At 28.3% G+C, this 23764-nt stretch carries 16 protein-coding genes and 1 other annotated feature; of the genes, 2 read left to right on the forward strand and 14 right to left on the reverse strand.

The window, feature by feature from the left end:
- Nucleotides 1-81 precede the first annotated feature (81 nt).
- From rpoC to MFL_RS03205, 3 genes are read right to left on the reverse strand one after another with little or no spacing between them, the layout of a single operon-like run.
- Complete coding sequence (gene rpoC, locus MFL_RS03195; protein WP_011183495.1) at nucleotides 82-3846, reverse strand: DNA-directed RNA polymerase subunit beta'; 3765 nt, start codon at nucleotides 3844-3846, stop codon at nucleotides 82-84.
- A gap of 9 nt (nucleotides 3847-3855) precedes the next feature.
- Nucleotides 3856-7710, reverse strand: a complete 3855-nt coding sequence (locus tag MFL_RS03200) for a DNA-directed RNA polymerase subunit beta (RefSeq protein ID WP_011183496.1) — start codon at nucleotides 7708-7710, stop codon at nucleotides 3856-3858.
- Nucleotides 7711-7724: 14 nt separating this feature from the next.
- A complete protein-coding gene (locus MFL_RS03205; protein WP_011183497.1) occupies nucleotides 7725-8882 on the reverse strand; it encodes a hypothetical protein in 1158 nt (385 codons plus the stop codon).
- 214 nt (nucleotides 8883-9096) lie between these two features.
- Between MFL_RS03205 and MFL_RS03210 the strand changes: the two genes are divergently transcribed.
- Entirely contained in the window at nucleotides 9097-10206 is a 1110-nt protein-coding gene (locus tag MFL_RS03210) for a serine hydrolase domain-containing protein (protein WP_011183498.1), read from the forward strand.
- A 44-nt stretch (nucleotides 10207-10250) separates the two neighbouring features.
- Here MFL_RS03210 and rplL read toward each other — a convergent pair whose 3' ends face one another.
- From rplL to rplK, 8 genes are all read right to left on the reverse strand, one after another.
- Complete coding sequence (gene rplL, locus MFL_RS03215) at nucleotides 10251-10619, reverse strand: 50S ribosomal protein L7/L12 (protein ID WP_011183499.1); 369 nt, start codon at nucleotides 10617-10619, stop codon at nucleotides 10251-10253.
- A 59-nt stretch (nucleotides 10620-10678) separates the two neighbouring features.
- Nucleotides 10679-11179 (reverse strand): 50S ribosomal protein L10, encoded by a 501-nt coding sequence (rplJ, locus tag MFL_RS03220; protein WP_011183500.1) that lies wholly within the window; start codon nucleotides 11177-11179, stop codon nucleotides 10679-10681.
- 22 nt (nucleotides 11180-11201) lie between these two features.
- Nucleotides 11202-11367: a sequence feature (ribosomal protein L10 leader region), on the reverse strand.
- Between the two features lie 37 nt (nucleotides 11368-11404).
- A complete protein-coding gene (locus tag MFL_RS03225) occupies nucleotides 11405-13960 on the reverse strand; it encodes an ABC transporter (RefSeq protein ID WP_011183501.1) in 2556 nt (851 codons plus the stop codon).
- Between the two features lie 77 nt (nucleotides 13961-14037).
- Nucleotides 14038-15426, reverse strand: coding sequence for an APC family permease (locus MFL_RS03230; protein ID WP_011183502.1), 1389 nt, complete (start codon nucleotides 15424-15426; stop codon nucleotides 14038-14040).
- Nucleotides 15413-16423 carry an alpha/beta hydrolase gene (locus MFL_RS03235; protein WP_164919796.1) on the reverse strand — a complete coding sequence of 337 codons (1011 nt, stop codon included), beginning with the start codon at nucleotides 16421-16423 and terminating at the stop codon, nucleotides 15413-15415. Before MFL_RS03235 ends, MFL_RS03230 begins: the two co-directional genes overlap by 14 nt.
- Before the next feature lie 86 nt (nucleotides 16424-16509).
- Nucleotides 16510-16950 (reverse strand): GNAT family N-acetyltransferase, encoded by a 441-nt coding sequence (locus MFL_RS03240; protein ID WP_011183504.1) that lies wholly within the window; start codon nucleotides 16948-16950, stop codon nucleotides 16510-16512.
- 48 nt (nucleotides 16951-16998) lie between these two features.
- Nucleotides 16999-17682, reverse strand: a complete 684-nt coding sequence (rplA, locus tag MFL_RS03245; RefSeq protein WP_011183505.1) for a 50S ribosomal protein L1 — start codon at nucleotides 17680-17682, stop codon at nucleotides 16999-17001.
- Entirely contained in the window at nucleotides 17682-18110 is a 429-nt protein-coding gene (gene rplK, locus MFL_RS03250; protein WP_011183506.1) for a 50S ribosomal protein L11, read from the reverse strand. The genes rplA and rplK overlap by 1 nt, the downstream gene beginning before the upstream one ends.
- 494 nt (nucleotides 18111-18604) lie before the next feature.
- On the opposite strand from rplK, the gene MFL_RS03255 reads away from it, so the two are divergent.
- A complete protein-coding gene (locus MFL_RS03255; protein ID WP_011183507.1) occupies nucleotides 18605-19690 on the forward strand; it encodes a putative cysteine peptidase in 1086 nt (361 codons plus the stop codon).
- A 4-nt stretch (nucleotides 19691-19694) separates the two neighbouring features.
- Here MFL_RS03255 and MFL_RS03260 read toward each other — a convergent pair whose 3' ends face one another.
- The 3 genes from MFL_RS03260 to alaS form a co-directional block, all read right to left on the reverse strand.
- A complete protein-coding gene (locus MFL_RS03260; RefSeq protein WP_011183508.1) occupies nucleotides 19695-20609 on the reverse strand; it encodes a hypothetical protein in 915 nt (304 codons plus the stop codon).
- Between the two features lie 73 nt (nucleotides 20610-20682).
- Nucleotides 20683-20967: a hypothetical protein gene (locus tag MFL_RS03265; RefSeq protein WP_011183509.1), complete on the reverse strand. Its 285-nt coding sequence runs from the start codon at nucleotides 20965-20967 to the stop codon at nucleotides 20683-20685.
- A gap of 79 nt (nucleotides 20968-21046) precedes the next feature.
- Nucleotides 21047-23725, reverse strand: coding sequence for an alanine--tRNA ligase (alaS, locus tag MFL_RS03270; RefSeq protein ID WP_011183510.1), 2679 nt, complete (start codon nucleotides 23723-23725; stop codon nucleotides 21047-21049).
- Nucleotides 23726-23764: the final 39 nt, after the last annotated feature.

A 23764-nucleotide genomic window follows, 5' to 3' on the forward strand; every position in this document is an offset into this window, starting at 1 on the left:
TCTTTTGATAGAGAAAATATTTTTTGTTTTTTAAGTTAAATATAAAAAAGCATCATTTAACATGACGCTTTTAAATAAATATTAATATTCGTTTTTGTGGTATTCTTCAGCAATTTCCATTACTTCTTCAATTCCAGTTAAACCTGTTCCTGCAGGAATTAAGTTTCCTAACATAATGTTTTCTTTCAGACCTTCTAATTTGTCTTCTCTTCCTTTAATAATTGCATCTGTTAATACACGTGCAGTATCTTGGAATGAAGCAGATGATAATCAAGATTCAGATTTCAATGGAGCTTTTTTAATACCTAAGATTTGGTTTTTAGCGACCGGAGGTACTAAACCTTCACGGATACATTGAGTAACCACTTCTTTGAATTTTTGTTGAGTTACAATTTCACCTTGTAGTAAATGAGATTCACCACTTTGGATAACTTTAACTTTGTTTAACATTTGTTTTACGATGATTTCAATATATTTGTCTGATATTTCAATCCCTTGTAAACGATAAACTTTTTGTACTTCTTTTAAGATGTAGTTTTGTACAGCTGTAGTTCCAGCAACTTCTAATAGATCATGTAAGTTGATTGAACCTTCAGTAAGTTTTTTACCTGGTTTAACTTGATCACCTTTATTAACTCTTAATACAGCGTTATACATTGTTTTGTATTGTTTTTCAATTTGTGTACCATTAACTTCTTCAGTAACAACAATTGTGTTGATTCCATTTTTGTTAATAATATCTGAAACAACTCCTGCTTTTTCAGCAATAATTGCAACTGAACCTTTTTGAGTTGTAACGTCAAGTAACTCTTTAATACGAGGAAGACCTTGAGTAATATCAGCATCCCCTGCAACCCCTCCGGTATGGAAGGTACGCATTGTAAGTTGAGTTCCTGGTTCACCAATTGATTGAGCAGCAATAACCCCAACTGGTTCACCAATTTTAACTAATGATGCGGTTGCCAAGTTACGTCCATAACATCTTTGACAAACACCTTTTTGGTTATCACAAGTCAATACTGAACGAATTGTAACTTTTGTAATTCCAGCAGCAATAATTGCATCAGCTTCTTTTGATTCAATTAAAGTATCTTTAGCAACTATAACATTACCCTTGATGTCTTTAATGTCATTGAATGAGTAACGCCCAACGATTCTGTCTTTTAACGGAACAATAACGTTGTTGTGTTTTGTATCAATAACTGATTCAATTTCAAATCCTTTGTTTGCTTTACAGTCTTCATTAACTACAACAATTTCTTGTGATACGTCAACTAGACGACGTGTTAAGTAACCTGAATCGGCAGTTTTTAAGGCTAAATCGGCCATCCCTTTACGGGCACCGTGAGTTGAAACGAAATATTCAGAAACTGATAAACCTTCACGGAATGATGATTTAATTGGAATTTCTTTAATATCCCCTTTTGTATCGTTCATAAGTCCACGCATACCTACAAGTTGTGTGAAGTTAGAAACGTTACCACGGGCTCCAGAATCAGCCATCACGAAAACTGGGTTTTTAGTATCTTGTTTTAATACCAATTCAAGTCTCTTTTGAATGTCATCTTTAACATCAGATCAAACTTCGATAACACGGTGTTTTTTTTCTTCTTTAGTTAACATACCTTCATTATAGAAACTTGTAATTTCAGCAACTTTTTGATCAGCTTCTGCAAATTCTTCATATTTATGTTTAAAGGCAACAACGTCACCAGCTGAAATTGTTGTTCCAGATTTTGTTGAATATTTAAATCCTAAATCTTTCATTTTGTCTAACATTTCAGCAGTTTTTCTTGCTCCAAATTTGTTAAAGTAAATTTCAATAATAATTGATAATTCTTTTTTCTTGATTGGAGTTACGATTGTGTATTCTGCAATAGCTTCATTAATATCTTTTGAGAAATCAAAAATGAATGAGTTTACTGCTTCTTTTGCATCATAAATACTTGAAGAGTTAATTCATGGGAATGAAGCATCAAAGATTTGGTTGAATAAAATTTTACCAACAGTTGTTAATAAATATCCTTTTCTTTGTTCTTCAGTGAATTTTTCAGCTGGTAGTGCATCAACTGCAATCCCAATAACTGCGTTTAATGAAACAATACCTGTATCAAAAGCATTAATTGCTTCTGTAATTTCAGCAAACATTGTTCCTTCACCTAATTGCCCTTTTTCTTCAAAAGTAGCATAGTAGTTTCCTAAAATAATATCTTGACCTGGAGTAACAATCGCTTTTCCATCTTTAGGTCCTAAAATAGCATTTGATCCTAACATTAAAGCTCTAGCCTCAGCAACAGCTTCTTTTGTAATTGGAACGTGAACTGCCATTTGGTCACCATCGAAGTCGGCATTGAACGCAGTAGTTACAAGTGGGTGAAGACGAATTGCTTTCCCTTTAACTAACTTAGGTTCAAATGCTTGAATACCAAGTCTGTGAAGTGTTGGAGCACGGTTTAATAGAACTGGTCTATCTTTAATAACATGCTCTAAAGCTTCTCAAATTTTTGGATCATTTTGTAAAATCATTTTTTCAGCAACTTTAACGTTTTCAGCATATTCATGTTCTTGTAATCATTGAATTACAAAAGGTTTGAATAATGTTAATGCCATTTCACGAGGAATTCCTGCTTGATACATTTTTAAGTCTGGTCCAATAGCAATAACTGAACGACCTGAGTAGTCAACACGTTTTCCAAGTAAGTTTTGACGGAAACGACCTTGTTTACCTTTAAGTACACTTGTTAATGATTTTAATGGACGTTTGTCTTTTCCTTGAATTGGACGTGGCTTACGTTCATTATCTAATAATGCATCAACAGCTTCTTGTAACATACGTTTTTCGTTGTTAATAATAATTGATGGTGCACCCATTTCTTTAACTTTTAATAAACGTTCATTTCTAATGATAATACGACGGTATAAGTCATTAATTTCAGAAGTTGTAAATCTTCCTCCATCTAATTGAATAATAGGACGAATATCTGGTGGAATAACTGGTAATACACGTAGTACCATTCATTCAGGTTTTTGGTTTGAACGTTTTAATGATTCTAAGATATCTAATCTTTTTAATAATTTTGAGTTATCAGCATTTGGACCAATAGCATCTAAAGTATTTTTTGTGATTTCAATTTCTTTGTCTAAATCAATTTGTTTTAATAATTCTTCAATAGCAGAAGCACCAATACCAAATTTAGCATCAGTATATTTTGAAATTAAAGCTGTAGCTTCATCAATTGAGAAAGGAATAGTTGGATTATTTAATTCTTCCAATAATCTTTCAGCTTTTAATGTATCTCTATGAGCTGGATCATTAATTAATGTAACAATTTCTTCAATAGCAGGTCTTAATTTGCTACGAGTTTTTTGTGATTTTGAAACTCCTAAATCTAAAACTTCTTTAGCTGCAAAGTGTTTTGATGTTCCTGGATCTAAAACGATGTGTGAAACGAAGTAAACAACTTCTTCTAATTCTTTAGATTTTAAGTCTAATAATGATGCAATTCTTGATGGAGATACTTTAACCATTCAAATATGAGTAACAGGTTCTGCTAATTCAATGTGCCCCATTCTTTCACGACGCACGATTGATTCAGTTAATTCAACACCACATTTTTCACATTTTTTCCCTTTGTTCATTGGGTTAGCTTTTTTAAATTTTCCACAAAAACATTCATAGTTTTTAGTTGGTCCAAATATCTTTTCATCAAATAGACCATCTTTTTCAGCTTTTAATGTTTTATAGTTAATTGTTTCAGGTTTAGTAACTTCCCCATGAGATCATGAACGAATAGTATCAGCACTAGCTAATTCAATTTTAATTACTTTATTGTTTTTATTTTCCATTTTGACCTCCTATTCCTCTTCAAATGAAAGGTTTATTTCACTTTCATCTACTTCTTCAAAACTATCTAGGTCTTCAATTTCAACAAGTGATATTGAGTCTTCAAAAGTTAATTTATCAATTGATGCATGTTTCATACTTTCATCGTTAATTAAATCGTTGTCATCATCGTATGCATTAATTTGTGATTTATTACCTTTGTTATCTAATAAGTAAATATCAAATCCTAATCCCATAATTTCTTTTGAAAGAACGTTAAATGATTCAGGTGTTCCTGGTGTAGGAATGTTTTTTGATCTTACGATAGCTTCATAAGTTTTTGTACGACCTTTTAAGTCATCTGATTTAATAGTTAAGATTTCTCTTAGAGTATGAGCTGCCCCATAAGCTTCTAACGCTCAAACTTCCATTTCTCCAAAACGTTGTCCCCCGTTTTGTGCTTTTCCTCCAAGAGGTTGTTGAGTAATTAATGAGTATGGTCCAACACTTCTTGCGTGAAGTTTGTCATCAACCATGTGTGAAAGTTTCAACATGTACATAACCCCAACAGAAATTGGTTTGTCAATTGCTTCCCCTGTTTGACCATCAATTAATTTAACTTTTCCATAGTTTTCCATTCCAGCTTCAGCCATGATTTCATCTAAATCATTACTGTTAACTCCTTCGAAAACTGGAGTTGCAATTTTAACTCCTAATTTTTTAGCAGCCATTCCTAAATGGATTTCTAAGATTTGTCCAATATTCATACGTGATGGAATCCCTTGTGGGTTCAATAGAATATCTACTGGTGTACCATCTTCTAAGTGAGGCATGTCTTCTACAGGTAACACTTTTGAGATAATCCCTTTGTTACCGTGACGTCCTGACATTTTATCCCCTTCTTGGATTTTACGTTTTTGAACAATATAAACTTTAATTACTTCTAATACATCTGCTGGTAAATCAATACCATCTGGGTTCGCTGCTGATTTAGCTTTGAAACGTTTAACAGATTGAACAATACCTTCTCCACCATTTGGAACTTTTAATGAGTTATCTTTAACTGATCTTGATTTTTCTCCAAAGATAGCATGTAATAATTTATCTTCTGGTGATAATTGAGTTTGTCCTTTTGGAGTTACTTTACCAACTAAAATATCTCCTGTTTTAACTTCAGTACCAATAGCTACAATACCTTCGTTATCTAAGTATTTTTTAGCATTGTCACTAATGTTTGGGATTTCTGAAGTAATTTCTTCAGCTCCTTGTTTTGTATTACGTACTTCTAATACATATTCATCAATATGAACTGAAGTAAATTTGTCTTCCATGATTACTCTTTCAGACATAACAATAGCATCCTCAAAGTTGTAACCATTATATGTAGTAAAGGCAACAACTACGTTTTGTCCTAAAGCTAATTCTCCATTATCAACAGATGGACCATCGGCGATGATTTGACCTGCTTCTATTGAATCTCCAACTTTAACAATTGGTTTTTGTACAATTGAACTTCCGTTATTTGAACGTTCAAAGTTTGCTAATGTATAAGTTTTAATTCCTGCTTTTGATTCAACAGTAATTTGTTTTGCATCTACGTATTTTACAATACCGTTTTCTGTAGCAACAATACATACTCCTGAATCTCTAGCTGCTTCAAATTCAATTCCTGTTCCAACGAATGGTGATTCTGGAACAATTGTAGGAACTGCTTGACGTTGCATGTTAGCACCCATAAGTGCACGGTTGGCATCATCGTTTTCTAAGAATGGAATTGCTGAAGTAGCAACAGAAACGATTTGTTTTGGTGAAACGTCGATAAATTGAACTTCACTTACTTTAGCAATGTAATCATCACCTTTGTAATGTGAAACAACAGTTTCATCTAAAATTTTTCCATTTTCATCTTTAGTAACGTTTGATTGAGAAATAATGTATTCTTTTTCTTCATCAGCTGATAAATATTCATGTTCATTTTGAATTACACCATCAATAACTTTTAAGTAAGGTGTTCTAATAAATCCTAATTCATCAACAATAGCATAAGTTGATAAGTTGTTAATTAATCCAATGTTTGGTCCCTCTGGAGTTTCAATAGGACAGATTCTTCCATAGTGAGAAGGGTGAACGTCACGCACTTCTAAACTGGCACGGTCTCTTGATAATCCCCCAGGTCCTAAAGCAGTTAATCTACGTTTATTTGTTAATTCTGCTAATGGGTTTATTTGATCCATAAATTGTGATAATTGTGATAAGTTGAAGAACTCTCCAATTACAGCAGTTAATGGTTTTGCATTAATAATTGTTGAAACTTTAACTTTGTATAAATCACTTGTTGAAAGTTTTTCTTTAACGTTTTTATCAATACGTGTTAATCCCATTCTGAATTGATTTTGTAATAACTCTCCAACTGTTCTAACACGACGGTTAGCTAAGTTATCAATATCATCATATTCACCAATGTTGTACTCTAATCCTAATAAGTAAGAAACAGTAGCTACAATATCAACAACTGTAATGTGTTCTTCTTTTGAGTTAGGAGTAATTCCAACAATTGTAAATGTTTCATCTTTTGAGTTATTGTCTTGGTAAACTTTAACTTTTTGGATTTGACGTGAACCAGGGATATCTTCTCTGTATTCAATTGAAGAAACCATTACACCATCTTGTGATAATGCATCAGAAACTTCTTTAATATTTGCTTTTGAAATTTCAGTATTTTTAGCAACTAAAATTTTTCCGCTAGCATCAACAATATCTTCAGCTAATATTCTTCCCATTAAACGATTTTTAACAGCTAATTTTTGTTGTAATTTGAATCTACCTGCTTTAGTTAAATCGTATTTTCTACGGTCAAATAATAATCCGTTAATGTATTTTGATGCTCCATCAGAAGTAGCAGTTTCACCTTGTCTAATTTTTTTATAAATTTCTTGAACGTGTTGTGCTCAGTCTGCATATGTATCACCAGTATCGTTGTCATTTTTTAATGTTTCAACAATAACTTTATCTTTATCATAAATATTTAAGATTGTATCTCTATCTAATCCTAAGATTTTCAAGAATGATGTTGCAGTTGTTTTTCTTGATTTGTCGATTTTAACAAATAGTGAATTTGTTGTTTCAGCAGTTTTTTTAGTATCAGTTTCAAACTCTAATCAAGTACCACGACTTGGGATAATATCACCATTGTATAGGCTTTCCCCTGTCTTGTTATTGATTTCTGTTTTGAAATATGAACCAGGTGATCTAACTAATTGTGAAACAATAACTTTTTGTGAACCATTAATAACAAATGTTCCGGCATCAGTCATTAGAGGGAAATCTCCAAAGAATACTTGTCCTCATTTTCTTACACTAACTTCTGCTACAATAATATCTTCTTTTTCTTCTAAAATTGTAATTTGGAATAAGTCATTTTTTTCTGTTCCTTTTAACTTAACATCAAAGAAATAAATGTTATCAGTGTTTTTAACAAGTGAAACGTTTTTTGAATCTGTTTTTTCAGCAATTCAATTTGATAATACTTTCTTAACATCTTTTTCTACAATTTCTTCAAATTCTTTTGAAATGTCTTCAGTTTTTGTAAACATTAATTGCAAGTCTACATAAATTGGAGCATCATAGATTTTTGATTGCTCTTTTGCTTTTGATGGTGAAATTTTTGCTTCTTTAATTTCTCATCCTTCTAAGAAAAGAGATGCACTAGCATCATTTGAGCTCATTGCAAAAAATTCATTTAAAACTTCATCAATTCCTTTTGTTTTGAATCATTCGAAAGTTTTAGTTTGAATTTCGATTAAGTTTGGTAACTCAAGATTACCAGAAACTTTTCTATAATCACGTCTTTCAACGCCACGGTTTACTTTTTTAATTTTATATGCCATGTTGTTTCCTTTCATTATTCTAATATATATTTATATTTATTTAATTGCTTATCAGCAACTGTAAAGTTTGCGTCATTTTTTGTAACTTTGACTATGTTAGCACTTTTAAGGTTTTCTAAAGCATCCTTAATTTCTTGTTTTTTAACTGCTGCGTAACCTGCAATTTTTAATTTGTCAGTAATTCTTTTAACAGAAACTTCTTTAGTTCTTTCTGTCAAAATACTAATTAACACAATAAGTTCATAATCACTTGGAAAAAATTTTGATCTAACTTCTAAATCTTGCGCTATTCATTCTTTTACCAAAGAAGCTATAAAACCTCTTTTTACAGAATCTTGCAAATGTTTTTTAACAACTTTTAAAAGGTTATTTACATTTAAATTGTTAACGAAAGATTCATTAATTTTTTCAATAATTTCATCTCAGTGATTTAGCAAATCAAAAATTCAAATTTGAAATATTTCTTTCTCTTTAGATTGACCAATGAATCAAAGACTCATAAGCAAAGCTAATGTTGAATTGAATTTTTGATAAGGTTGAATAATTAAAATCTGTAAGAAAATAATTATTGCTTTTGTAAAACCATCAAAAGAATTTTCAGGTGTATCATTTATAAATTTGAATAAGCCTTTTAGTTCATCATCTATTGATTCAAAGTTAATTAAAACATCAGTCAAAAGTTTTTTATTGTCTGTTCTATAATAATTAGCTTTTCTGTCTAAGTTAAACTCTGTATTCCTGAATAATATATGAATTAACAACTCATAGTTATCTTCATTAATTTCAAAGTCAGCTTTTTTGACCAATCTAACAGCTTCAATTAAATTCATTGCTAGTTTTTCTTTTTTAGTTTTTGGTTTAGCTCCGTTTTCAATTCTTCTAATCATGTTGTGAATAGAAATAGTTGAAGATCCTTCTGCCAAGTTTTCCAAAAACATCAATGAAGATATATTGCTAGTTAGAATAAAATCATTTAATTCCTTATTCTTAGTAAATGTATATGCTTGAAAGTAGTTTGTTAAGTACTTATCTCCTTCAATTTCTTGAACTGGTTCAAAATTCATTTTTTGCATTATTGAAAGTGGAAAGTCTAAAGTCAAATAACTTTGTTCTTCAACAATTTGATTCATTGAATCAATAATCTTTTTATTTAAAAAATAGTTTAGACTCATATGACTTCCTCCAATATTTCTTTTGCAAAAAAAATGAGGATAGCAGAAGCTCTTAACTAACTAAACTATACTCGATTATTATATTATATATAAAACCCCCTAAAAAATCAATTAGACTATTTGATTTAAAGCGGAATTAAACTATTTATTTGCATATTTTTGTTATTAAAGTTATACAATTATTTACAAAATAAAGAAATTAAAGGGATCTAATATGAAAAATATTGAACAAAAAATAAACGAATTTATTTCTAATAATTTTTATCCAGGAGCTGTTATTAAAATTGATATTAATGGTAAAGATTTATACTACTCTTCATTTGGATATAGTGATTTAGAAAATAAGAAACCAATGAAGAAAAATCAGATTTTTCCAATTTATTCAATGACAAAACCAATAGTTGTTGTTGCTTGTCTTTTATTAATCCAAGACGGGTTGCTTTCATTGGATACAAAAGTTTCAGATTTTTATTCTAACTTCAATCAAAATATGAAAATAAAAAACTTATTAAATATGACATCTGGTATAACTTATAGTTGGAGCGCAAAAAACAACATTGAAAAACAAATTGAAATTGAAGAAGAAATTGAAACTAATAATTATAATCTTCATGAAATAATTGAAATGATTAGCAAAATACCCACAGAGATAGAACCTGGAGCAGATTGAATTTATGGAATGGGTATTGATGTATTAGGTGGAATTATAGAAAAAGTTTCTGGAATTAAACTTTCAACGTTTTTGAAAGAAAAAATTTTTTATCCGCTAAAAATGAACGATACTGACTTTAAGATAAAAGATTTAAATAGAAAACCTGTGAAATATAATTTGGACTCTTCAAATGGTTATAAGCTTATTAGAAATGAAAATTATCATTGAATGATGCCAGAAGATTTAACTAAAATTCCAAATTGCTGTCTTGGAGGCTCTGGAGTTTTTACCACAGCTAGTGATTACAATAAATTTCTTAATTTTTTATTATGTGGAAAAATTGAAAATAAAGAATATTTAGATACTAAATATTTAAATGAAATGACAAGCAATCAAATTACTAATTTAAAAAATATTAAAATTTTTGATTTAAACGAAGACTACCAATATGGTTATGGTGTCAGGGTTAGAACTAAGAACAATGTTTTTCCATTAACTGAAGTTGGTGAATTTGGTTGAGGTGGTGTTTTAGGAACAACTTCGCTTGCTGATCCAAAAAATAAAGTTGTTATGTCATTTATGGTTTCTGTTTATCCAGGTAATAATATGCTGGTTGAAAAGGAACTTTTTGACGCTTTATATAAAGATTTAAAAGATAAAAAATTAATATAAAAAAATCTTGCTCTAAGCAAGATTTTATTTTGTTTTGTGGAATACTATTTGTATTCTACTGATGCTCCTGCTTCAATTAATTGAGCTTTAATTGCGTCAGCTTCTTCGATTTTTACGTTTTCTTTAATAGCTACTGGTAAAGTTCCGTCAACTAATTTTTTAGCGTCCATTAATCCTAATCCAGTTACTTCTTTAACTACTTTAATAACTGCAACTTTTTGTCCACCTGCGTTTGTTAACATAATTGCAACTTCTGATGGAGCTGCGTCAGCAACAGCTGGTCCAGCAGCAACAGCAACACCTGCTGATGCAACAACGTCGAAGTGTTCTTCGATTGCTTTAACTAATTCGTTTAATTCTGTTAATTTCATTTCTTCTAATGCTTTAATAATATCTTCTTTTGTAATTGCCATGATTTTGGTCTCCTTTAATATTTTTCTTTTTTGCTATTAATACATTTTGATTATTTGTATTAGTCTTGTTTTGTATCAGCAACAGCGTTAATTACAGCCATAACTTGACGTAATGGGTAAAGTAAGCTTGATGCAAACATTGAGTATAAATCTTCTTTTGATGGTAGTGTAGCAACTTCCATAATTGCTGCAGTATCCATAGCTGCGCCTTCGTAAACTCCGGCTTTTAATTTTAATGCTTCGTTTTCTTTTGCAAAGTTTGCTACTAATTTAGCGGCTCCAATTGCATCATCATTTGAGAAAACAAAAACATTTTGTTGAGTTAAATATTCGTTTAATTCTGTTAAATTTAATTCTTCCACAGCTCTTCTAACAAGTGAGTCTTTGTAAATTTTAACTTCGATACCTTGTTTTAAAGCTTGTCTTCTTAAATTTGACATTTGTTCAACTGTTAAGTGTTTGTATTCTGCAATAGCAACACCTTGAGCTGATTGAATTTTAGAAACAATCTCAGCAACGATTTCTGCTTTTTTAGCATGTGCAGGTCTATTTGTTGACATTCGTATTCCTCCTATTTTCTTATTTTGTAAAACAAAACCCTCGGTTCTTAATGCAAAGACCGAGGGAAACGTAAAAATACATTTTTTAAATTAATGTTTGATTTATTTAATAAATGTTTATTTTAATCCTCGGTAACAAATTAAGGGAATTTCCCAGTTACTGTCTTTGGTATTAATAGCCTTTATTAATAATATCATATTGATTATTTATTTCAATAATTACAACTAAACTTCAACATCATCATTTCGTTTTATTATATCCATATCAGTTTCATTTGGAGGGAATACACCATCATTTTGACGTTTTTTGTATCATTCGAATTGACCTTCAAATGGGTGCAATCTTCTAACTTCTTGAGCAAGTTCTATGTAAATATCATCACTCATACTATTTCAGTTATATTTAAAGAATTTTCTATCTGATTTAAACTCTGCTAATTCTTTAACTAAACCTAACGAGATCATTCCATCTATTACATGTTTTCCAAGGAAACTACCAAATCTTATTTCTCTATTTCTGTTTCTTGCTCCAATAAGACCAAGGGTAACAAAGAAAACTGCAAATATTAATAATATTCCTGCTTGTTGCATAATGTATAGTGTATCTGTTGAATTGAATCCATTTTCTCCAACACCATATATTATTGATCCTAGTCCATGTAATACATATGTGAACTCAGCAACAAAACTAATTTTGTGGAAGAATTCAAATTGCATAAATGAAGGGAATGTTCCTCATCCTGATGAAATATTTATAACTAAATAAATGATAACTAAAACTTTTGAAATTGTTTCATCCTTAAACAAGAATCATAATCCTTGTATAGTAAGCACAAATATAAGATCTACAAATAATAGCCATAGTCATACAGATAACATAGCAGCTGAACCTATTGCTATTCAACCGGTTAGACTTAAAGCTATAGTAAGTGCTGTTGCTTGAACTATTCCAGTAACAAACATAAGTAATGTTTTTGATACATATCATTTTCCAGTTTTAAGTTTTTTAGTTCTTCTTGCTCTATCATATATAAATGTTTGCATAAATGTACCAACAAACAATCCGATGATTATAAAGAACTCACCAATTCCAATTCCATAAATTCCATTTTTTAAACCAGCTATTTCAATATTAACTATTTCAAATCTATCAAAAGTTTTATGTTTAATAGTTTCAATAACTTTTTTGCTTAATGTATTTAAAAATGAAATTTGATTACCAAATCCATTTGCTACAGCCAGTTTATCCATGTTTTTATTAAATTCAAATACAGTTGTTACATTTCTATTTAAAGGGTTTAAGGTTGAGTTAAACACTTCTTGAGATTTAATTAATCTTAGATTAAATCCAGTTTTTTCATTTAAAATTGAACTTATTTTTGGTAAGTAAGTTTTAAAGTTAAATTTTAAGTTTTGGATAGGGCTATTATTGATTCCCGCTACAAAAGCTGTTATGGCTTTTTGAACTTTTGAATCTAAACCCAATTTATCTATATGATCTAGATTAATTCACATTTTTTGTGAATCTTCGAATGGATCTATTCCATGCATCACATCATATAAGTATTTGTTTAAAATATGTGAGTTGTCATTTAATAATAAAATATATCCCATTAGTTTTGAATTATAAAGATCTATTTTTAATATTTTAGCTATTGTTTTTAATTGGTCACTACCTAACAATGATGCGATTGTATTTGTAAATATACCATTTGTTTTTTGCGCTGCATCTGCTTTTGAAGTTATTTCTTCTCTTATATCACCAAAAATAGTATTTTCAGATTTAACTTTTTGAACATCTTCTAGTGATGAAGTTGACTCATTTACTGAGTCACTTATAACATACTGTTTATTTGCTTCAATAATAACGTCAGAATTATTTATAGTTCCAAAACTTTGAGAAACGCTTACTTTTTCATCATTTAAAGGTGTGTATGTTACTTGTTTATAGAAGTTCTTATAAACAATATTTGAAATAAATGACGGTATGTTTTCACCTAAAAAATCTTCAATTGCTGATACTATAAGCGCTGATTTCATCTCCATCATACTATTTAGGTAATATCCAAAAATAAAGTTTCTTTCAAATGTTGTTCAAAGATTAATATTTGATTTAGGTAATTTAGGTGCCTCATTTTTTTTATTAAAAGTAGTTCCTACTTGTTGAATTAAATATTCTCCAAAGCCTTTTTCAATTTTAGCTTGAACATAATATTTTTTACCTTTTCATTGTTTTTCAATTTCTTTTTCAGATGATATATATCTGATGTTTGTGAATGCCATATCTTCTTTTAATTCTGGAGAAGAAAAAACATAATCTTCATCCTTAATATTTTTATCTGTTTTTTCATTTAAAGCTGATTTAATTATGTCTCATACGTTAAATTGAAAAATGTGATTTGCAACTTCTTCTTTTGAAGCTGCTATTGTTCCAGTGTTTGTATATAAAATTCCTTTTTCAATGTCATAAGCTGAAGAAATGGCTTGTTCTTTACTTATATAACCATCCAGTGAATTGTATTTATAATCTGTTAAAACACCGATTTTAAAATCGAGTTTTTCCATATCATTATTTTTATATACTCAGACTGTATTGTCTTCGTTTAAAATTGCAACTGGTGCTTTTCCTAAATTTATTGTTGGGTTTCAAAAAGCAATTAAACATGTTACTCCATACAATATGGGTATTAATGCAATACCTATAAATTTAGAAATCCTTTTTACCGAAGACAGAACTCGAGATGTAAATTCATCTCGAAAACCTTTGATAATGTCTATCATATGTCTCCTTTTAAATAAATGAACTTTAGTAGTTCATATATATAAGATAACACTTAATAAAAAAAATAACTTAAAAGTTATTTGATTTTTATATTATTAAATTTAAAAATTCCAAACAAGTAAACTAAGAATGCGATAAGAACCATTAAAATAGGTTTTCACAAGATTGAGAATGTACTTGCACCTGTTTGTTGATGGGGCATTATAACCATTAAATAAATTGAACCTATAAATGTAAGAGCACATGTAACTAAACTTAAAATCATTAGTGTTCAGAAAGTTTTATTTCCATATATTTTTTTATATTCTGGATCTTTCAGTCTTAATTTTATTATCGATGAGTTTAATAAAATTTTTAAAACACTTGTAGCTAACGCAAATGAAGAAATGATTTCAGAAATAGAACTAAATAAAATATAAAATACTGCAACACAACATAACAAGATAATTGCCATATAAGGTTGATTTGTTTTTTTATGCACTTTTCCAAAAACAGAATGAACATCTCCAGTTTCAGATAATTTATGTATTAGTCTTGATTGAAAAAATAATAAAGAGTTTACAGAACCAATAAATAAAAATATTGCAAAAATATTAAAAGTTAAAACAGCCCATCTATGCTGAGCAAAAATTGATGACGTTGTTCCTCCTGGATTTATTCAATTTCCATTTGAGTCAGGTGTTGCTAATGATAAAAGAGCAATACCATAACAAACGTATATAACTAAAACTATTAATACAGCACTAATGATGACTCATGGAATTGTTTTTTTAGGATTTTCAATTTCTTCTGTAATGTATGTTGGGAATTCATGACCAGAATATGCAAACCCTGTATATGTTATTGCTGGAATCAACATAGCAGATGAAATATATGCATGCCCTAAATTCTTATTCATTTCTGAATTTGAAAGTAAACCATCTTTTGAACCATACATTATTGCTAAAATAAAAACTAATATGATTGGTAATGTTTTAACAAATAAAAAGAATAACTGTGTGTATTTACTACTATTTTTAATCATTATTTGAATCCCAGCCAAAAATATCAAGATAAATATTGCTAAGCTTTTTTGTAATGTTTCAACTGCTATTTCTTCAGGATTTAATTCTAAGATTTGAGTTATCATAGAACTCATTGCAGAACAACAACTAGCCAAAGATGTTGCTGAAACAAATAAAATTAAAACTCAACCAAATCAAAATGCTAATATTCTTCAATTACATTTTCTAATTCAACTATAACCACTACCACTTTCTCCATAACCTATTGAAGGTTCAATAACAATAAATGCATCAGGTAGAACTATTAAAGCTCCAAAAACTCACGCCAATATCATTAAAAGAGGATTTGCTTCAGATAAAGCAAATACCATATTAAAAGAAATTATAATGCTTGAACCTACTATTGCAGCTAATGTAGATGCTAATACTGTTCAAAATCCATATTTTTTATTTAGTTTCATTTACTTCTCACTTTCTAGCAAAATTTATTGTTTTAAGAATGTAATCATCATTATAAGTCTTAATTGTATTTACATGCTCTGAGCCTTCGGGTGTTCAAATTTTGCTTATTTTTACTTTTTCATACTTTATTTTTTTCTCATACATTATCTGACTCATCTCATATGGAATAAAGGTATCACCTTTTGAGTGAACAAAAAATATCGGATTACTTTTTGCTTTCTTCATATTTAATAATAAGTTATATTTTCTTTGTTTAGTTTTTGTTTCTTTGCTAAATTTATGTGTAAAAAGAAATCCTATCTTTCATCATGGAACATGGTATAAATTATTTTCAATGTAATATCTATACTGCAATTTTATATTACTAAAACCACAATCCGCAACAACCCAATTTATTTTTGATCTTAACTTATTTTTTTGAACAAATAAAATACTTGTTGACGCACCCATACTATTACCAATTAATCCAATTGAGTCTGCTTGTTCTTCATTTTTTAGGTGCTCAACAATAGTTTCCAACATTGAAATAGAAGAATATCCTATATCAGTTTTTTCACCATAACTTAAACCGTGAGCAAATGCATCAAAAGTTAATATATTGTATCCTTGCTTTCAAAAATGATGAACTAATCTTAAAGCTAAAAATTTATTTTCAGTTCAACCATGTAATCCAACTACTCATTTTTTAGAGTTTGCATTTTTTGCAACTAAACAGCTTATTTTTCCATTACTATTAAATAAATCAAATTCTTCAATCGATTTTTCGTTGAAAGTATCAGTTAAATAATTTAAATTTTTATTTTTTAAATCATCATAATAAATATCAAGTGAATTTACCTTAATTCCTTCTTTAGTAAAACCATCTCTATAGTAGTTGTAACAAAAGTTTTTATAATCTAAAAAATGAGAACTAGAATTTTTTTTAATTGATTTCATTTGTAACAATGTTATTAAAACTGTTTTTAATGAATATTTATATTTATTTATTTTTTCCAAAGTAAACCTCATTTTTCATATTTAAATTAATTATACATATAAAAAAAATAATTCCCAAAAAATTTTTTTATTTTGGAAATTATTAATTATTTTTTAATGATCATATCAATGTGATCTATACCATCATCATCATATACTTCAGAGCATTCTACAAAACCAAAACTTTTATAGAAATTTAATAAATAGTATTGAGCGCTAATTTTTATGTCTTTGTTTGGTCATTCTTTATTAATTCAATCAATAGCATTTTGCAAAAGTGTTTTACCCATTTTAAGTCCTCTGAATTTAAATGGAGTTAGTACTCTACCAAAAGAAGCTGTTCCATCTAATTTTTCATATATTCTTAAGTAAGCCACAAGTTCATTATCATCATTTCTAATAATTAAATGTGTTGCTGTCAAATCTTGTTCGTCAATTTCGCATGCTACTCATTTTTGTTCGACAACAAAAACTTCACTTCTACTTTTAAATATTTCTCAAGCTTCATAACTAGTTAGTTCACTAAGCTTCTTAAATTCTATTTTCATAAAATACTCCTTTTCTTTTATAATAAAAAAACAGCTAACGCCGTTTTATTAATTAATTTCTACTTTAATTCCAGGACCCATTGTTGTTGAAATTGTAATGTTAATGATGTAATCACCTTTAACAGTTTGAGGTTTAACTCTTTTCATTTCATTTAGGATTGTAGTAAAGTTTTCTTTCAATTGTTCTGCTGTAAATGAAGCTTTTCCAATAATTGTGTGGATGTTTCCTTCTTTGTCTGCACGGAATTCAATTTTTCCTTTTTTAATTTCGTCGATTGCTTTAGCAACGTCCATTGTAACTGTTCCTGTTTTTGGGTTAGGCATTAATCCTTTTGGTCCTAAAACTTTCCCAATTGCTCCTAATTTTGCCATCATTTCTGGTGTAGCAACAATTACATCAAATTCAAATCAATTTTCTTTTTGGATTTTTGTAATTAATTCTTCTCCACCAACAAAGTCAGCACCTGCATCTTGAGCTTCTTTAACTTTAGTATTTGTTAAAACTAAAACTTTTTGAGTTTTACCTGTTCCAGCTGGTAATACTAATGCTCCACGGATTTGTTGATCTGCTTTTCTTGGATCGATGTTTAAGTTAAATGATAATTCAACAGTTGAATCAAATTTAGTTGTTGAAGTTTCTTTTGCTAATTTAATTGCTTCGTCAAGTGCGTAAACTTTTTGTTTGTCTACTAAACCTTTAACGCTTTTCATTCTTTTTGAAATTTTAGCCATTAGTTAGTTTCCTCCATACCTGTAATTTTGATTCCCATGTTTTTAGCTGTACCAGCAATAATTTTCATTGCTGCTTCAACATCATTTGCATTTAAATCAACTAATTTGTACTCAGCAATTTCTCTAACTTTGTCAGCTGAAATAGTAGCAACTGTTTGAGTTTTAGCATTGCTTGCACCTTTTTCAATTCCTGCTGCTTTTTTTAATAAAATAGCAGCTGGTGTTGTTTTTAGTATAAAGTCAAATGATTTGTCATCATATGCTGTAATAACTACAGGAACAACGTCTCCTGCACGATCTTTAGTAGCATCGTTAAATTGTTTTGTAAATTCAGGCATGTTAATACCTAAAGAAGCTAATTCTGCTCCTGGTTTTGCTTGCATCGCCATAAATTCTAATTTGGCAATACGTGTAATTCTTTTAGCCACGGGCTTATCCTCCTAATATTCTGTTAGTCGGCTGCTTTTACTCGCTGTGGTCCATATGAAGTATTAGAACTTCTCCCACAATAAAAATCAGTCATTTTTAATTATACATTTTTATATTCTTAAATCAAGTTTATATGAAATTTGATGAGCGTAATTTATGAATTTCATATAATAATGAGGTGATTAGATAGAAATTAAGGAATTAAAGGATTTATAACTGAAAACTACATTAAAAAATAATACTCATTAAAATTAAGAGCTGAGTTTTATCACAATTTTATTTTCACTCATTTTTGGCAAAAAAACTTTTAATTGTTTTAATATCAAACATAATTTAGTTAAACATTTTCGGTTTTTATAGATTTATTGTTTAATGAAAGTACACAGTTATTTTTAAAACAAAAAGTAATAATAAAATATTAGTTTTTTTCTTACAATATTTCTAAAGTGTTAAAATATCCTTAGTAGATAATCTACGAAAAAAGGAAAAGCAAATGAAAAAATTATTAAGTTTAATAGGAGGAATAACTTTAGTTGTTTCTTCATCATCAATCGTTGTCTCATGTTTTAATACTAGACCAATTATTAATCATACTTTTAAAGATGAATTTACAATATTTGATTTGGGAGCAATCTCAGGAGCCGAAAATGCTCCAAGTATTGAAACTATATATAATGGTATTTCCGTCGCTCATCAAAATGTTCCAGATTGACGATGATCAGTGCCAATCGAACATATTACATTTGTTGATGAACCAACAACCGATTCTTGCATTATTAGAGTTATTGATGGGCACAACCAACCAACTCTTACAGGAGAAGTTCAATTTAGATATAATTATCAAAAAATAGAAAATAGAGAAATTACTTTTTATTCAAGTGGGCAAAATAATGGTATTAAAAGAAGAACTGGAACAATAGAAGAAATATCAAAGTTTTCAAACTTAATTACTAACTGAAATTGAATAGAAAAAATATCATCAGAGCCAAGTTTGGCATATACAGATCTTTCTAATTATGCTTCTACTGGAGGAACGGGATTATGTGAATATATTGCACTTAATATGCTAATAAATTATTCACAAGTTTTTGGAAAATATAATTTATATCCTAATTCAGATATAAGAAAATATTTTTATCAATTAGATTCTAAAAGTATATACCATTATGCAAGTGGCAGTGGTAATAAAGATGCAGTTCCTTATTTAATGTATAAAAAAGTATCAGATAAATATGGGGGAAGATGATATGACATTAGAGAAGGAAAAAATATTAGAAAAATTATGAAAACATGATTAGGTGATTATTCAAAAAATTTAATTGATGACTACTCAGCTAATTGATCACATACTTCAAAACCTGAAGATTGAATCAAAAAATATAACAGACCTATCTTATTGTCATTTTTTGTTAAAGGTGAAGCACATTCTATAGTAATATATGGTTACAATGAATCGACAAATGAATATGCTGTTAATTATGGTTGGTCAGGTAGTCAATATAGTAAACAAATAATTAAGAAATCAGAAATTTGATCTTATTTCAGTATGGGTTTTTGATACGGCTTAAGAGATAAATAATAGGTTAGTTAAAATTAAGATTAAATAGCTCTTTGTCATAGTTTCTTTTTAATTTTGAGTAAACATTTTTAAGATAATCTTCTCGTTCTATTGGATCTTCTGAAATTTTCTTTAATTCATTTTTTAAATATTGAGTATCTTTTGTTATATTAAAAAGATGTCAATTAAATAACGGATCTTTTGAATCTTTGATTTTGATTATCATTTTTTGCAGCAATTCATCTCTAATTTTTTTATTGTAAATACAAAACTCTAAAACTATATTTTTATTTAAATTAGTCAAAGTGTTCGTATAGAATAAAGAATTATTTGTATCAATGAAATCAGCATTTTTAAGTAAGCTATTTTCATTTAAGATGTCACTTGGAAATGAATAAAGTATTTGATTAAATTTGTTCACTTTTCATTTAAATGAGTTTTCTCCTATGTTTATAATAGATTTAAATTTTTTATCGTTAATTTGAACATCTTTATTAAGTAAAATAAAATTATCAAAATTTTGAATTCTTAAATTATCTTTTGATATTTCAGGAGTGTAAATTTTAATAAACTCAGCATCCACTTTTTTAACATCATTAATTTTCAAAGTATGTTTAAAATAATGAGCAAAAAAAGTATTTAAAAAGCTTTCTTCAAAATGTTTAGAATTTATTATTTCATTAAAGAAAAATATTTTACTCATAAGTTCTATTTTGTTTAATTCTAAGTTTCAATAAACATCAACATCTAACATAAAATATTTTTTTTCAATTACATTTTCTTCAATCTTGTATTTTAACGCTCTATTTCAGTTTGCTGAAGAATAACAGTTATTTAAAACAGAATCTGGGATGGATTCAAATTTTGTATTTCCTATATAGTAAACATCTTTTTTAAAGCCTATTTCAATTAATATACTTTTGCTAAATAAATAAAACATTGAATACTCCTTTTTTACTTTGTTATTTTAACAAAAAAAAGATTTGCTAAGCAAATCTCTTAAATAAATAAAATTATTTTTTTAATAATCAGTTTGTAATTTGTAATGCTAATGGTTGTTTACCCATTAAACATCAAATGATAATAAAGATTATACCTACAAATGATAAACATAGTAATACGTAGATTAAACCATAAATTAAAGCAGCCCCTCTACCTTCCGCTTGAGGTGTTTTGAAAATCATTTGTCCAACTAATGGTAAGTTTAAAATTCATAATACTAAAGGTAAGATCCCTAAAGTAAATCCGTTTAAAAATCCATTAATAATTGTTGATAATGCTCTTTTTATAATGTTCATTTTACTTATTCCTTTCTGTATTTCTCTTAAAATTATACAACAATAGTGGGAAAAAACAAAAATAATTCGATTTTAGATATTAAAATTTTCCTTGCGCTAAACTTGAGTTTCCTCCACCTTTTGGAGATATTGTTAAGTTTTTAAATATTTCTATAGCTGAATATTCATTTTGAATTTTTTCACTAACTCCAACAACCACAAAGTTTCCTTCTTCAGTTTCAGAAGTTAATATTATAATTAATTTTTCAAATTTATTTTTATACTCATCTACAAGGTTTTTCATATCTTTAATATTCAAACCATTCACTTGTTGTTCAATTGTTCCTACACCTTTGTCATTAGTTATAGGTTCAAAAGCTTTAAATTGTTCTAATTTTTTAGAAGTTAATAAATCTTCAATTTTTCTTTCATATATTTTTAAAGCAGCTGATAACTTTTCTAATATCAATTTCAATTCTTGAATTGACTCTTTTGAAATTGTTTTAGTAACTGATTCTTTAACAATATTTTCAATGTTTTGGTCAGCCTGAATTAATTTAGTATTTTCGTATTTAGAATTTTGTTCTTGAATCAATTTTAAAAGTTTATTAAATTCTGTATTTAAATATTCATTAATTGCTTTTTTTGATGTTAAACACTTAACCCTGTAAACTCCACTACCTTTTGATTCTAAACCTGTTATCATAAAGTCTTCTATGTCAATTGTATTATCAACATGAGTACCACCACATAATTCACTTGAGAAATCTCCAAATTTTACAACTCTTACAATGTCATCATATTTTTCAGTAAAGAATGCTAAAGCACCATATTTGCTTACTGCATCTTTCATTGAACAGAAATAAACTTCTCTATTTATTTTTTCATTAATTTTATCTAAAACTAATTTCTCTGCTGCAATTAATTCTTCTGCTTTTATTGAGTCATTATATGTGAAGTCCATACGTAATCCATGTTCATCATTATATGAACCTGATTGCATAACAGTTTCTCCCAATACAACTCTTAATGCAGAGTGAATTAAATGAGTACCTGAATGATTTTTCATTGTTAATGTTCTTTTTGTTTCATCTACAAATGCATCGATTTGATCTCCAATTTTAATTGAACCATCTAATAGAATTTTATGAATATGTTGATGATTTGGTCCTTGTTGTGTATCAATTACTTCACATCTTGCTTCTTTATTTACTAAATAACCTTTATCAGCAGCTTGGCCACCTTTTTCAGCATAAAAAGGAGTTTTATCTAAGATAACATAAACTTCTTTATCTGTAGCTTCAGTAAGAATTTCATCGTCTGTGAATATATATACAATTTTTGCATTTTTATGGCTTGTTTCTTCTCAACCAGTAAACTCTGATTCAACATTTATTTTTGTAAAGATTTCATTTTGTTTATCTCAAGCTTTTAAATCTTTTCTCGCATTACGAGCTTGTTCTTTTGCTTGTTCTAATAAACTATTAAATTCTTCAATTTCTACCTTAACTTTTCTGTCTTCAGCAATTTCAATTGTTTGTTCTATTGGATAACCATATGATTCAAATAAAAGTAATGCATTTTTACCTGTTACTTTTTTGTCATTTTCAATCATTTTATTTAATGCCTCATAACCTTTTGATAAAGTTTTTAAGAATTTTTCTTCTTCAATTAAAATTGTTGTTTCAATTAAATTTTGTTTTTCTAATAAATATGGATAAAAATCTTTCATGACATCAATAACATTTATTACTAATGTGCTTAAAAATGGCCCATTAATACCTAACTCCATACCTTTCATTAAAGCACGGCGAATTAAACGGCGAATTATATATCCTCTATCTTTGTTACCTGGAAAAACACCATCAGCAATAGCAAAACTTGTTGCTCTTACATGATCAGCAATAACTTTGAAAGCTGTATTAATTTTAGTTTGCTCTGCTTTTTCATCAAAGTAATTTTCAATTGAGTATTTGAAATTAGCATCACAAATATTTTCAATTTGTTTGATCGTTGGTCAGAAAATATCTGTTTCAAAGTTTGTTGGAGTATCTTGAAAAATAGAAGCTATTCTTTCTAGGCCAGCACCAGTATCTATATTTTTTCTTGGTAGCTCTGAATAGTTATTAAAACCATCATTATTAAATTGAGAGAAAACAATATTTCAAATTTCAATGTATCTATCGTTTTCAATATCTTCAGCTAATAATCTTGGACCAATATTTTCTTTATCTCATTTTTCGCCACGATCAAAGAAAATTTCAGTATTTGGACCACAAGGTCCTTGACCTACGTCTCAAAAGTTTGTATCTCTTGTTAATCTAAAAATATGGTCTTGTTTAATTCCAATATCATTAATTCAATATTCATATGCCTCAATATCTTCATTAAATACAGTTATATATAATTTTTCTACAGGAATAGCAAACCATTTATCACTTGTTAATAATTCTCATGCAAATGATATTGCTTCTTTTTTAAAATAATCTCCAATTGAAAAATTACCTAACATTTCAAACATTGTATGGTGTCTAGCTGTAACACCTACATTTTCAATATCATTAGTTCTAATTGCTTTTTGTGAGTTAGTTAGCCTAGGTGAGGGCGGTGTTTTTCTTCCATCAAAATAAGGTTTTAGTGTCGCTACACCAGAGTTAATTCATAGTAATGAAGGGTCTTCTACAGGTATTAAACTAACTGGTTCTAAAAAATGGTGGTTTTTTTCTTTAAAAAAATCTAATCACATTTTTCTAATTTCATTTGTTGTTAATTTTTTCATTAAATATCAGTCCTTTAAAATTAATTATAACCTTTAACA

The sequence above is a fragment of the Mesoplasma florum L1 genome, from assembly GCF_000008305.1.
GTDB classification, from domain to species: Bacteria; Bacillota_I; Bacilli_A; order Mycoplasmatales; family Mycoplasmataceae; genus Mesoplasma; species Mesoplasma florum.